This is a genomic window from Gracilibacillus sp. JCM 18860 (assembly GCF_055395245.1).
Genome location: NZ_AP043868.1, coordinates 1,471,584 through 1,483,460, shown reverse-complemented (window position 1 = coordinate 1,483,460; position 11,877 = coordinate 1,471,584). Strand labels below are relative to the sequence as shown.

At 35.7% G+C, this 11,877-nt stretch carries 12 protein-coding genes; 6 read left to right on the top strand and 6 right to left on the bottom strand.

Annotated elements, in window-relative coordinates:
- Positions 1-6 precede the first annotated feature (6 nt).
- The 5 genes from ACZ5R4_RS07680 to ACZ5R4_RS07660 all read right to left on the bottom strand — a co-directional run bounded on the left by ACZ5R4_RS07680 (position 7) and on the right by ACZ5R4_RS07660 (position 5,839).
- Positions 7-1,296, bottom strand: coding sequence for a glutamate-1-semialdehyde 2,1-aminomutase (locus ACZ5R4_RS07680; protein WP_109985563.1), 1,290 nt, complete (start codon positions 1,294-1,296; stop codon positions 7-9).
- Positions 1,297-1,368: 72 nt separating this feature from the next.
- Positions 1,369-3,276 carry an FtsX-like permease family protein gene (locus ACZ5R4_RS07675; RefSeq protein ID WP_054861468.1) on the bottom strand — a complete coding sequence of 636 codons (1,908 nt, stop codon included), beginning with the start codon at positions 3,274-3,276 and terminating at the stop codon, positions 1,369-1,371.
- On the bottom strand, positions 3,251-4,027 hold the full coding sequence (locus ACZ5R4_RS07670; RefSeq protein ID WP_109985562.1) for an ABC transporter ATP-binding protein: 777 nt from the start codon (positions 4,025-4,027) through the stop codon (positions 3,251-3,253). Before ACZ5R4_RS07670 ends, ACZ5R4_RS07675 begins: the two co-directional genes overlap by 26 nt.
- Positions 4,028-4,139: 112 nt before the next feature.
- Positions 4,140-5,141, bottom strand: coding sequence for a sensor histidine kinase (locus ACZ5R4_RS07665; RefSeq protein ID WP_054861469.1), 1,002 nt, complete (start codon positions 5,139-5,141; stop codon positions 4,140-4,142).
- On the bottom strand, positions 5,138-5,839 hold the full coding sequence (locus tag ACZ5R4_RS07660; protein ID WP_054861470.1) for a response regulator transcription factor: 702 nt from the start codon (positions 5,837-5,839) through the stop codon (positions 5,138-5,140). The genes ACZ5R4_RS07665 and ACZ5R4_RS07660 overlap by 4 nt, the downstream gene beginning before the upstream one ends.
- 158 nt (positions 5,840-5,997) lie before the next feature.
- Here ACZ5R4_RS07660 and ACZ5R4_RS07655 point away from each other — a divergent pair, with 158 nt between their 5' ends.
- From ACZ5R4_RS07655 to perR, 3 genes are all read left to right on the top strand, one after another.
- Positions 5,998-6,408 carry an ion channel gene (locus ACZ5R4_RS07655; RefSeq protein WP_277678154.1) on the top strand — a complete coding sequence of 137 codons (411 nt, stop codon included), beginning with the start codon at positions 5,998-6,000 and terminating at the stop codon, positions 6,406-6,408.
- Positions 6,409-6,476: 68 nt separating this feature from the next.
- Entirely contained in the window at positions 6,477-6,947 is a 471-nt protein-coding gene (gene bcp / locus ACZ5R4_RS07650) for a thioredoxin-dependent thiol peroxidase (protein ID WP_054861482.1), read from the top strand.
- Positions 6,948-7,496: 549 nt separating this feature from the next.
- Positions 7,497-7,928: a peroxide-responsive transcriptional repressor PerR gene (gene perR, locus ACZ5R4_RS07645; RefSeq protein WP_425454603.1), complete on the top strand. Its 432-nt coding sequence runs from the start codon at positions 7,497-7,499 to the stop codon at positions 7,926-7,928.
- Between the two features lie 87 nt (positions 7,929-8,015).
- On the opposite strand, the gene ACZ5R4_RS07640 is transcribed toward perR, so the two are convergent.
- Positions 8,016-8,369: a DUF2614 family zinc ribbon-containing protein gene (locus ACZ5R4_RS07640; protein WP_054861472.1), complete on the bottom strand. Its 354-nt coding sequence runs from the start codon at positions 8,367-8,369 to the stop codon at positions 8,016-8,018.
- Positions 8,370-8,495: 126 nt separating this feature from the next.
- On the opposite strand from ACZ5R4_RS07640, the gene ACZ5R4_RS07635 reads away from it, so the two are divergent.
- The 3 genes from ACZ5R4_RS07635 to ACZ5R4_RS07625 all read left to right on the top strand — a co-directional run bounded on the left by ACZ5R4_RS07635 (position 8,496) and on the right by ACZ5R4_RS07625 (position 11,724).
- Positions 8,496-9,335 carry an AraC family transcriptional regulator gene (locus ACZ5R4_RS07635; protein ID WP_054861473.1) on the top strand — a complete coding sequence of 280 codons (840 nt, stop codon included), beginning with the start codon at positions 8,496-8,498 and terminating at the stop codon, positions 9,333-9,335.
- 109 nt (positions 9,336-9,444) lie between these two features.
- On the top strand, positions 9,445-10,932 hold the full coding sequence (melA, locus tag ACZ5R4_RS07630; protein ID WP_277678152.1) for an alpha-glucosidase/alpha-galactosidase: 1,488 nt from the start codon (positions 9,445-9,447) through the stop codon (positions 10,930-10,932).
- Between the two features lie 51 nt (positions 10,933-10,983).
- Positions 10,984-11,724, top strand: coding sequence for an MBL fold metallo-hydrolase (locus ACZ5R4_RS07625; RefSeq protein ID WP_109985558.1), 741 nt, complete (start codon positions 10,984-10,986; stop codon positions 11,722-11,724).
- Positions 11,725-11,877 lie beyond the last annotated feature (153 nt).

Sequence of the window (11,877 nt, the reverse complement as noted above, 5' to 3'; positions counted from 1 at the left end):
TTTCCTTTAACTCATCTTCTGAAATGCTGTGTCAATACAACGAATGGTTTCTAATATATCAGCTTCTGTGTGGGCAATCGTTAAAAACCACGCTTCGTATTTTGATGGAGCCAAGTTAATACCTTGTTCTAGCATTAATTTAAAAAATTGACCGAATTTCTCTCCATCCGTTGCCTCTGCCTGAGCATAATTGGTCACTTTTTCCTTTCCGAAATAAAGGGTTAGTGCACCTTTTAATCGATTTACTGTAATATCAATGCCATATTTTTGAGCAGCTTTGTTCATTCCGTCTTCGAGTATCGCTCCTAAGTAATCAAGGCGATCATATAACCCTTTTTCACTTAAAACCTCTAAACAAGCAATTCCAGCTGATATGGATGCAGGATTACCTGCCATTGTTCCAGCTTGATAGGCTGGTCCTAATGGTGCCACCTGTTCCATTATTTCTTTTTTTCCACCATATGCACCAATTGGTAATCCACCACCTATTATTTTTCCCAGTGCTGTCATGTCTGGTTCGACTCCTACTAATTTTTGCGCAGAACCATATGTAAAACGGAAGGCCGTTATTACTTCATCATAGATAACAAGAGAACCATTTTGGTGCGCGAGCTGATTTACTTTTTCTAAAAAACCAGGGTGGGGTTCCACAATGCCGAAATTACCGACAATTGGCTCAACTAAAACAGCAGCTACTTGGTCGCCCCAATGATGGAGAGCTTCTTGAAAAGCTTCCATATCATTAAAAGGAACAGTAATGACTTCCTTTGCGGTTGCTTCTGTTACTCCAGCTGAATCGGGGTTTCCTAATGTAGATGGACCTGAACCCGCTTGGACAAGTACCGCATCAAAATGTCCATGGTAACAGCCAGCAAATTTAATTATTTTTTCACGATTTGTATAAGCTCTTGCAACTCGAATTGTTGTCATCACAGCCTCTGTTCCTGAATTGACAAAGCGAACCTTATCCATTGAAGGAATAGCAGCTTTTAGTTTTTGAGCAAAAATGTTTTCCAATTTTGTAGGGGTACCAAATAGCACGCCATTTTCTGCTGCCTTTTGAATAGCATTCGTAATATGTGGATGGGCATGACCAGTAATAATAGGCCCATATGCGCCGAGATAATCAATGTATTGATTACCGTCAACATCCCAAAAATAAGCCCCCTTTGCACGCTCCATATATACGGGAGATCCTCCACCAACTCCTTTATATGCTCGAGATGGTGAATTTACTCCACCTACTATATGTTTCTGTGCTTCTTTATGTAAAGCTTCTGAATTAGTAAACTGCATAATAAATCCCTCCATGAAAGAAAATGCATGATTAATTATAGCACTAACTACCATGAAGGGAAAAATAATCTGTTACAGGACATGTTTAATTTTGGAAATATATAAACCTCTAATAAAAAAGAAGTAAACCGCATAAATAGCTAAATAACAACTTATTAACATGACACTAGGCCATAATACAGAAGCACTTAACATATTTTGTAATGCCTTAAAAGCAAATCCTGCGTGAATCACTGCAACTGTAAAAGGGATAAAAAACAAGTAGGCAATCTCTTGAGTAATACTTGCCTTCATTTCTTTTCTCGTTAAACCAATTCGGTACAATGCTTTATATTTGCTAATGTCTTTGTCTAAATCCTGATATAATTTGAAATAGAGAATGGACCCCGCTGCTAAGAAAAATAGTACACTAATGAATAGCCCAAAGAATAAGGTGTGTGCAAGAGTTTTTTTCATCATTACATAGAAATCAGCACTTGCATCTATTTCTACTATGTCATTATTTACATGTTTCATAATCTCTACTATTTGATCTGCTTGATTGGTCCAATTAGGAACATTCATTGCTGTGTAACGATATTGTTCATTTGGATCAGCAACATTGGCGAATTCATCAAAAATTTGATCAGGTACGACGATTGTATAACGAGTGTGTATCGTTGTATTAATGACTGAAGTGATAGTATCAACATTAAGCACAGCTTGAAAATTATTTGAGCTAACGGTTAATTCCTCAGGAAAATCAGCTTCTCCAGGTAAAACGATATTAGGAAGCATAATATACATCTGATCTTCCTTTATACTCTGTTTACTTGAATATTGATTTAGATCTGCTATTTGCTGATAATCGGAAAAAGAAATTAGATCAGCCCAGTTCATTTCCCCTAGATTCTCGACCTGTGCCTGAGTTCGATTTACCGTGATGGATTGATAGTTGATGTTAGCTTGTTCAAATTTTTGTAAGACAGTATCCATTTCTTTATCCATCATGGCAATATTATCTTCACCTTTGGCTAAAAATGAAACATCTTGCGGGTAATAAGCGTTCGCTTCTGCTTCTGCACTTTTAAAAGCACCAAATAATACCCCAGAGGCAGTGAATGCTACAGCACTTAAAATGGTTACAAAAAATAATAATCTTGCATGATCCTTTAATTTATAGCTTAAGTCAGATATTGTTAGCAAATTTGTTTTATGAAAGTAAAGATTTCTCCTTCTTTTCAATAAATAAATGAATGCAACCGAAAATTGAGTAAACAACAAATATGTTCCAGGGATGATTAATAATAAGATGTAAAACATTCGATAAACGATCGTGATAAGGGTAGAGGTGGCAGCTAAATAATATGCTACTATAACTAGAGCTAATCCTAAGATACTTAATACCCAGGAGAACTTAGGAGGGCGTTTGTTCGCTTTCACTCCTCGTAATAGGTCTACTACTGCATTTGTCTTCAATGTCCAAACTACAAAAATAGAATTGAATTCAAACATCAAGAAATAACTTATGACAGTGATAATGATAGCCTTTGGTGCTATATGAAAACCTAATGTTCCTTCTAGTTCTAGTATCTTGGAAAAACCCATAATAAATAAATTTGCAAATAGCATGCCAACTAGAATTCCTGCAAGTATAGAAACAACACCAATGATCGTATTTTCTAGTATGAGCATCCGGTTTAATTTTGACTTACTAATTCCTAATGTCATTAACAAACCATACTCTTTTTTCCTTGATTTAATGAAGGCACCAGTCGAATACATAACGAACAGAAAAGAAAAACCAAATATGATGATCTCTGCTGCCATAATCCCTCTTTGGACGCCTTCCCGAAATTCATGTCCATCAATTTCAGGATGAAACATAATAACAGCATAGATAAAGAACACGGCAACAGAGAACATACAGCTAAAGAAGTAGCTCATATATTGACGTGCATTGCGCTTTACATTATTAAATGCGAATTGTCTGAAGGTCATCTGTATCACCTCCAAGCATTGATTGAACATTTAATATTTCCTGGAAAAAGGTTTGACGATTTTCCCCTTTATAGAGCTGGTTAAAAATTCTTCCATCCTTAATGAATAGTATCCTTTCACAGAAACTTGCAGCAAAAGGGTCATGTGTTACCATTAGGGTTGTTGCCTCCTGCTTTTCATTTAGAGTGGAAAGGGCCTCCATTACTTGCTTTGATGCTTTAGAATCTAAGTTTCCTGTAGGTTCATCTGCAAATATAATGGCGGGTTGATGAATAATTGCCCGGGCAATAGCAGCACGTTGCATCTGGCCGCCAGATACTTCAAAGATTCTATTTTTTAAAATCGTATCAATCCCTAGCTGTTTGGCAACTTTACTAAGTTTTTTCTCCATTTCATTTACCTTACACCCGTCAAGAGTGAGTGGTAGCATTATATTCTCTTCTATGGTTAAGGTTTCTAATAAATTGAAGTCTTGAAATATAAATCCCATTTGCTTTCTTCTGAATTTTGCGAGCTTTGTTTTGGAGAGTTTTGTAACATTCTCGTTATTAATTTCGATAGTACCTGCAGATAATCGATCAATAGTAGAGAGAACATTTAATAAGGTTGTTTTTCCGCTACCTGATGGACCCATTACCCCAACAAATTCTCCTTTTTCAATTTCAAATGAGATATTATCGATGGCCCTATGTTCAATGCCACGATTGTTTCCGTATATTTTTGAGATATTTTTTGCTTCTAATAATGGCATAGTAATCCAACCTTTCCCGCTGTAGTAATTTTATTATAAATGCAATATGTCGAGATAACCTATTCATAATCCTTTCAAAAGTAAAAAGAAACCTTACATTATTGTAAGATTTCTATGAAGCGTTAAAGGAAATGGAGATCTTAGTGCCCTTCTTAACCTCAGAATCAATGGAAACCTGATGATGTAATTCATCACAAATTTGTTTCGTTAAATAGAGTCCCATCCCAGTGGACTCTTGATAATTTCGGCCATTTTCTCCAGTGAAAAAAGGATGAAATACCTGTTTAATGTCTTGTTTAGGAATACCAATACCTTGATCTATTATGGATAAAGTATAATAACCATATTGATTGTCAGTAGAAAAGGTTATGTTAGTCTTTGTTCCACTTGCGTATTTAATGGCATTACTTGTAATTTGTCCAAGGACGAAACCTAGCCATTTTTGATCAGAATAAATATACGTATTAGATGGTATCTCTATTTTTGGATATACATGATGGCGTATAAAGCTGGATTTATACTCTTGAATGACTGTTCTGACTAGTTGATTCAGATCAATCTTTTCCACATGGAAATCTCGTTCGAACTGTTGTAATCTAGATTGGTATAAAGCAAGCTGTAACCCATTCTTCATCCGATCTAGTTCTTCTTCCATATCCTGCTTGAATGCATGGGGGAGATTTATTTGCTCATTTTCGATGGTTAAACTTATTACGGATAATGGTGTTTTCATTTGATGAACCCATTGCTGCATAAACATATTTTCCTGTTTCTTCTCCGCATGTAGCTTTTCTAACTGTTGCTTATAAGCGTGATACTGTTTCTCGTAATGCTCCTTTAATTGTCTCGTTAATTGATCTGGAGCATCTGGAAGCCATGCAGCCTCGTTCGTTTCCTTTGCGGTAAATTGATATATTTCTCGATACTTCATATAACGAAAGATATGATAGATAACTAAAAAACTGGTAGCAACAAGGAGCATATACATCAGATTTGCAGTACTAATCGCTTCAGCACTAACAGAGCTTGCCAGTCTTGCGATGATTAAAAGAATACCAACTTGCGAATAAAAGAAAAGAATGGATATGAGTTGATCCTGTACATATGCTTTCATTTATTGTTCACCCATGTTTTTTCAAGTTTGTAACCCGCACCTCGTATGGTAGAAATGGCTTGATCAATCCCAAGCTCAGATAATTTTTTTCTGATACGAGTGATATTGACACTTAATGTATTGTCATCAACAAAATCTTGATCGTCCCAAAGCCTTTCCAGTAAAAATTCCCTAGAGATAATTTGATCTGGATGTGTTAAAAATGCTTGAGCTAGGAGGCATTCCTTTTTTGTTAATAGTACTTCTTTGTCTTGAAAGGAAAGAATAAACGTCGTTGTATCTAATGTAAGACCTTCAAAATCGATTACTTGAGTCGATTTTTCCGTGCGATACTCTCCATATACACGTCTTAAAATACTTTTAATTTTCGCTAATACAACTTCCAGTTGAAACGGTTTTGTAATGTAATCGTCTGCGCCATTTTCAATAGCCATTACTTGATCCATCCCGCTATCCCTTGCTGATATAAAGATGATTGGACAATTACTACGTGCACGAATTTTACGACACCAGTAAAAACCGTCGAATCGTGGTAGGTTTATATCTAATAGAACTAGATGAGGTTCCCACTGTAAAAATTCCTCTTGAATAAGATCGAAGTCGTCCACCGTTTTTATTTCATAATCATATTTAGATAAAAAATCAGCAAGAATATCTCGAATTTTTGGATCATCTTCTACTATATAAATTTTGATCAATTGTCATCACCTCTACTTGTCCATCGTAAACTAAAAGTAGGAATAAATAAAGTGAGACTGCCATCAAGGGACAGGTTATTCCAATAATGGTTACCTCTGTAGTTCTATTAGTTTAGAGTTAGCTGTGAAAATATAAATAGAGTGGAGATTGGTCTAGAATGATAGCAATCATTTCTGTTTTGATCATTGGGGTATTATTATGTGGGAGCTTATACGCATTTATTTTTGGAAAGGTTCATCAAAGAAGTTATTTTTCATACGAAATTTTTTATACTTTACTCGTAGTGTACTTTACTGTTCTAACATCCTTTGCATGCTTGTATTTCGTTTTGTCCTTCCACGGAGTACTCTTATTAGAAGATGGTGAGCTTAAGAGGTTATCACCGTTTGAAACATTAGCACATTCCTTTTATTTCAGTGGAGTTACTTTAATGACAGTCGGTTATGGAGATATTACGCCAATCGGCTGGGGGAGACTACTTGCTTTACTGGAGGCATTGATTGGTTACATTTTACCGCCCGCGTTTTTTATTAAGATTTGGCAAGGAAATGATAGACGTCACAAGTAGTTTTTAGTTGAGTCTTTCTTCTAATTCCAGTACGCTAGAAGGAGTAAATTTCATTGGAGGGATTTGAAGTGACAGTAGAAGTTGGACAAGAAGTACAAGACTTTGAACTAATGAATAACAAAGGTGAAACAGTTAAGCTATCTGATTATAAAGGGAAACATGTTGTTCTTTATTTCTATCCAAAGGATGATACACCAGGCTGTACAACGGAAGCGTGTGACTTTCGCGATAATTATGAGAGCTTCCAGGATCTTGATGCCGTTATTTTAGGAGTGAGTCCAGATTCCGAAGAAAGTCATAAAAAATTTATTGATAAGCATAGTTTGCCGTTTGAACTACTCGTTGACGAAGACAAGAAGGTTGCGGAGCAATTTAATGTTTGGCAATTAAAGAATAAATTCGGTAAAGAGTATATGGGAATTGTTCGTTCCACCTTTATTATAGACAAACAAGGAATTCTTCAAAAAGAGTTTCGTAATGTACAAGTAAAGGGACATGTTGAAAAGGCATTAAGCTATATTCGTGAAGAATTAAGCTAATCCCTTCGAGCCATAGCTTATGAAAAACCTCAATGAAGGAAACAGGAATCGAAAGCATAGATCGATTCCTGTATTTTTTTGTACGTTAGGAAAGTATAAAATTTCTACACAGTGGCGTTTCGACGTAGCTGAAATGTTAAGGTACCAAGTATAAGCAAAACTAGGCATTCGCCAAAGGACGAGCGAATGCGAGTTTTTCTAATGCGTTAAGAAAGCATAAGAGTTCTACACAGCAGAAGTTCAACGTAGCTGAAATTTTATGGTGCAAAGTATAAGCAAAACTGAGCATTCGCTAAAGGACGAGCGAAAGCAAGTTTTTCTAACAAGAAACAATGGAGCAAATCGAATTTTCCAATATAAAAGTGATTAAAGCATAAAATCAGCAATAATTCGTATACTTTTATTGACAGAAAAGACTTGAAGGGTTTACACTAATTATAAGGATTATAATTTAATAATTGTGTTAATACAGTTTATATTGTAAACTAGTTATTAATGATTAAAAATAATTGTAGGAGAAAGCGAGGTGCATGGCGGGTGTCGGAACATATGTTACAAGAGGCTGTTGAAAAGCTAAAGTCATCTGGAGTTCGTATCACACCACAGCGTCATGCGGTGTTGGAATTTTTATTAAATGCAGAAATTCATCCTACTGCTGATGATATTTATAAGGCTTTAGAAGGTAAGTTTCCAAATATGAGTGTAGCTACCGTATATAATAATTTACGAGTTTTTCGAGAAATTGGTCTTGTGCGAGAGCTAACCTATGGAGATTCTTCTAGTCGCTTTGATTGTAATACTTCTAAGCATTATCATATTATATGTGAAAGCTGTGGAAAAATAGTTGATTTTCACTATCCTAGCTTGGATGAAGTGGAATCATTGGCAGAACAAATTACAGGATTTGATGTTAGCCACCACCGAATGGAAGTATATGGAGTATGTCAAGAGTGTAAAAAAGATAAAAAACAAATTGTTTAATATCAAAACACACGAGTTATTGCTCGTGTGTTTTTCTTTAGACTTAGTATTTCAACAAGGAAAACCTTCACCAATGGAAGTATCATTCTAACTTCTCTTGGAGTTGTAGCTTTCATCAAATTCTTTACCTTCTAAACTCTTATCTAATGTTAAAGGCTGCTTACAATGCATACAAGCATCCACACGACCTAGCATTTTTGTCGGTTTTTCACAGGTTGGACAAATTATTGGAACTGCTCTTGTGGACAATAGCCCAATCCAAAAGTAAACAACTGTACTAAATACGATTGCAATCATACCAAGAATAATAAAAATAAGCATAAGCCATTCTACTTTTTTGACAAGTAAACCAATGTACATAATTCCAAAACCGATAAAAATGAGACTCAATGCAAAGGTACGTATTCGATTAATTTTATTTTTATAAGTTATATCTGACATTTTGCTTCCTCCATGACCTAGCATAAATCAAATCTATTTTGTAGTATAGCATATTTCTACAATTTTTGTGCAAGCACTTGCTTCATCGTTTATGATGTATATAGGAAGATAAGAAGAAGGTGTTCTATGTTGGATTTAAATGTTTTTCCTCAAGCTGTAGCTTATTATTTTAAGGAATGGAAGGAATTTGAGATGCCTTTTCATCACCACGAAGCTACAGAGATTATGTATGTAATTAGTGGAAGCTGTAGGGTTGAGATAAATAATGAATGTATTGGTATGCGAAAGGGACAATATATAATTATTCAAAGCCATATTCCGCATCGCCTTGTTGTTGAGAAGAACAGACCTTGTCGAATGTTAAATTTGGAGTTTGAGTGGAGAAGTGGCGAGCAAAGACTCATTTCACTGGAAAAATTAGCGAAGCTAGATGACTCATTTCCATCTGCAATTTTATCTGAGGAACCTTTTTTTATATTAAGAGATGCTGATCATATATATTATACGTTAAGAAATTTAGTATTTGAGCTAGATAATCAATCAAACGAAAACTCTATGATGATTGATAACCTCCTTTTGCAGTTACTATTAATTATTGCTAGACAGCGTAGGGAACAAAATCATGAAGAAAATGGTAGGAACGAGAACTATGTAAAGAAGGTTATTACATATATTCACGAAAATTATGATCATGACATAACCGTGGAGCAATTAGCGAACGTGGCTCATATCCATCCGAGCTACTTACACCGAATTTTTAAACAGTCTACAGGTATGACATTACACGAATATATCTCAAGGGTTAGAATAGAAAAAGCCAAAATGTTATTAGAGAAAACAGATATTGCTGTAACGGAAATCTCTTCATATGTAGGAATTAATACAAGTCAATACTTTAGTAGTGTCTTTCGTAGAAGTACCGGATTAAGCCCATCTAATTATCGTAGACATTTTAGGGATATATAAATGCTAGGATTTTATACATTTTTCTTCTGATAAGCGATTATTTTTAAATCGCTTTCAATCAAATCGTGATAAGCTATTTTTAAACGATTTTATCAAGGAGGAAATGGTAATGACATTTAAAATTGCTTTTATCGGTGCAGGTAGTATTGGGTTTACGAGAGGACTGTTACGAGATATATTATCCGTACCAGAATTCCAGAAGATTGAGGTTACCTTTACTGATATTAATCAAAAAAATTTAGAAATGGTTACACAGCTTTGTCAGCGAGATATTGATGAAAATGGCTTAGATATTCAAATTAAAGCAACAACTAATCGCAGGGAAGCTTTAAAGAATGCAAAATATATATTTAATGTTGTACGAATAGGTGGATTGGAAGCTTTTAAAGCTGATATTGAAATTCCATTAAAGTATGGAGTAGACCAATGTGTAGGTGATACACTAAGTGCTGGTGGAATTATGTATGGGCAACGTGGAATAGCAGAAATGTTAGAGATCTGTAAAGATATTCGTGATGTAGCAGATGCTGAGGTACTCTTATTAAACTATGCAAATCCAATGGCTATGTTAACATGGGCATGTAATCAATATGGTGGGGTTCGTACAATTGGGCTTTGTCATGGTGTGCAAAATGGGCATAAGCAAATTGCCGAGGTGTTAGGAAAGAAAAGAGAAGAAGTAGATATCATCTGTGCTGGTATTAACCATCAAACATGGTATATTCAAGTGAAAGTAGCTGGTGAGGATAAAACAGCTGAACTATTAGAAGCATTTGAAAACCATTCAGAATATAGCAAAACAGAGAAAGTAAGAATTGATATGTTAAGAAGATTTGGTTATTTTAGTACTGAATCCAATGGCCACTTAAGTGAATATTTACCATGGTATAGAAAGCGTCCAGAAGAAATTAATGACTGGATTGATTTAGGAACATGGATCAACGGGGAAACTGGTGGATATTTAAGGGTATGTACAGAAGGACGTAATTGGTTCGAGACAGATTTTCCTAATTGGTTAAAAGAGCCGGCATTTGAATTTAAGCATGAAAATAGGGGAGAGGAGCACGGTTCTTATATTTTAGAAGGATTAGAGACTGGACGTACATATAGAGGCCATTTTAATGTGGTGAATAATGGTGTTATCGGCAATCTTCCTGAAGATGCGATCATTGAGGCGCCCGGGTTTGTAGACCGAAATGGTATAAGCATGCCCGTTGTTGGCGACTTACCATTAGGCCCAGCAGCAGTTTGTAATGTGAGCATTTCTGTTCAAAGATTAGCTGTAGAAGCAGCTATTCATGGTGATGATTATTTATTGCGACAAGCAATGATGATGGATCCATTAGTTGGGGCTGTTTGTAATCCAAAGGAAATTTGGCAAATGGTTGACGAAATGCTTGTATCGCAAGCGAAGTGGTTACCACAATACCGTGATGCCATTACGAAAGCAGAAATAAGATTAGCAGAAGGTCCTTTAGTACCGACAAAAGATTATCGAGGAGCAGCAAGACGAAAGGTCAAAACTGTCGAAGAAATGGCACAAGACCGTGAAGCAGCGAGCAAAAATGCGGGCGAGGCGGACAAGGGAGACTTCTAATTAGGATATAACCTATAACGGCTATTGATGAGAAAATAGGAGGTGTTAAAAATGAAAATCATTCCTTTAGGTATATGGGGAGGTTATCCAAAAGCAAATAGTGCAACCTCTTCGTTCTTAATTGAAGATAAAGGATTTCATCTCTTATTGGATTGTGGTAGTGGAGTGTTATCCTCTCTGCAAAACTATATTTCTATAGACGAGCTTGACGCTGTCATTCTAACACATTTTCATCATGATCATGTGGCCGATATTGGTCCATTACAGTATAGTAAGTTGATACAAAGTCAATTGAACAATGATGTAAAAACATTGCCTATTTATGCCCCCAATCATGAGAAGGATTTTTTTCAAAAGCTTACATTTAATAAACATACAAAGGGAAAGGTATTAGAAGAAAATAAGGAATACGCAATAGGACCATTTGTGATCCATACGATCAAAACTACCCATCCAGCATATTGCTTAGCGATAAAGCTAACTGTAGAGGGTCAATCAGTCGTATTCACTGCAGATACAGAATGGTTTGTAGAGCTTGGTTCCTTTTCTTCTATGGTCGATTTATTAATTAGTGAATCGAATCTTTACAAGTCTTTTGAAGGTCAAATTCCCGGTCATATGAGTGGTAGACAGGCAGGCCTACTTGCAAAGGAAGCAAAGGTAAAAAAATTAATCCTAACACACCTTCCACATTTTGGTGAACTGAATCAGTTAGTTGCGGAAGCGAAACAAAATTATAAAGGAGAAGTAGAAATAGCAAAAGTGGGGAAAAGCTACTTTCTCTCCAACTAAAAAACGGGCTCTCCCAGAGCCCGTTTTCTAATGGTTATTTATTTTGCTTCATAGCCTGATGCAAAGATCGCGACAAAGAAGGTGATACATACACCTATAACTAATGTAAGACCCACGATAATCCTCCTTTTAAACGTTCGAACCGTTTACAAT

Coding starts and splice junctions, on each gene's coding strand:
- ACZ5R4_RS07680 (WP_109985563.1), bottom strand. CDS start 1,296: ATGCAGTTTACTAATTCAGAAGCTTTACATAAAGAAGCACAGAAACAT.
- ACZ5R4_RS07675 (WP_054861468.1), bottom strand. CDS start 3,276: ATGACCTTCAGACAATTCGCATTTAATAATGTAAAGCGCAATGCACGT.
- ACZ5R4_RS07670 (WP_109985562.1), bottom strand. CDS start 4,027: ATGCCATTATTAGAAGCAAAAAATATCTCAAAAATATACGGAAACAAT.
- ACZ5R4_RS07665 (WP_054861469.1), bottom strand. CDS start 5,141: ATGAAAGCATATGTACAGGATCAACTCATATCCATTCTTTTCTTTTAT.
- ACZ5R4_RS07655 (WP_277678154.1), top strand. CDS start 5,998: ATGATAGCAATCATTTCTGTTTTGATCATTGGGGTATTATTATGTGGG.
- perR (WP_425454603.1), top strand. CDS start 7,497: ATGTTACAAGAGGCTGTTGAAAAGCTAAAGTCATCTGGAGTTCGTATC.
- ACZ5R4_RS07640 (WP_054861472.1), bottom strand. CDS start 8,369: ATGTCAGATATAACTTATAAAAATAAAATTAATCGAATACGTACCTTT.
- ACZ5R4_RS07635 (WP_054861473.1), top strand. CDS start 8,496: ATGTTGGATTTAAATGTTTTTCCTCAAGCTGTAGCTTATTATTTTAAG.
- melA (WP_277678152.1), top strand. CDS start 9,445: ATGACATTTAAAATTGCTTTTATCGGTGCAGGTAGTATTGGGTTTACG.
- ACZ5R4_RS07625 (WP_109985558.1), top strand. CDS start 10,984: ATGAAAATCATTCCTTTAGGTATATGGGGAGGTTATCCAAAAGCAAAT.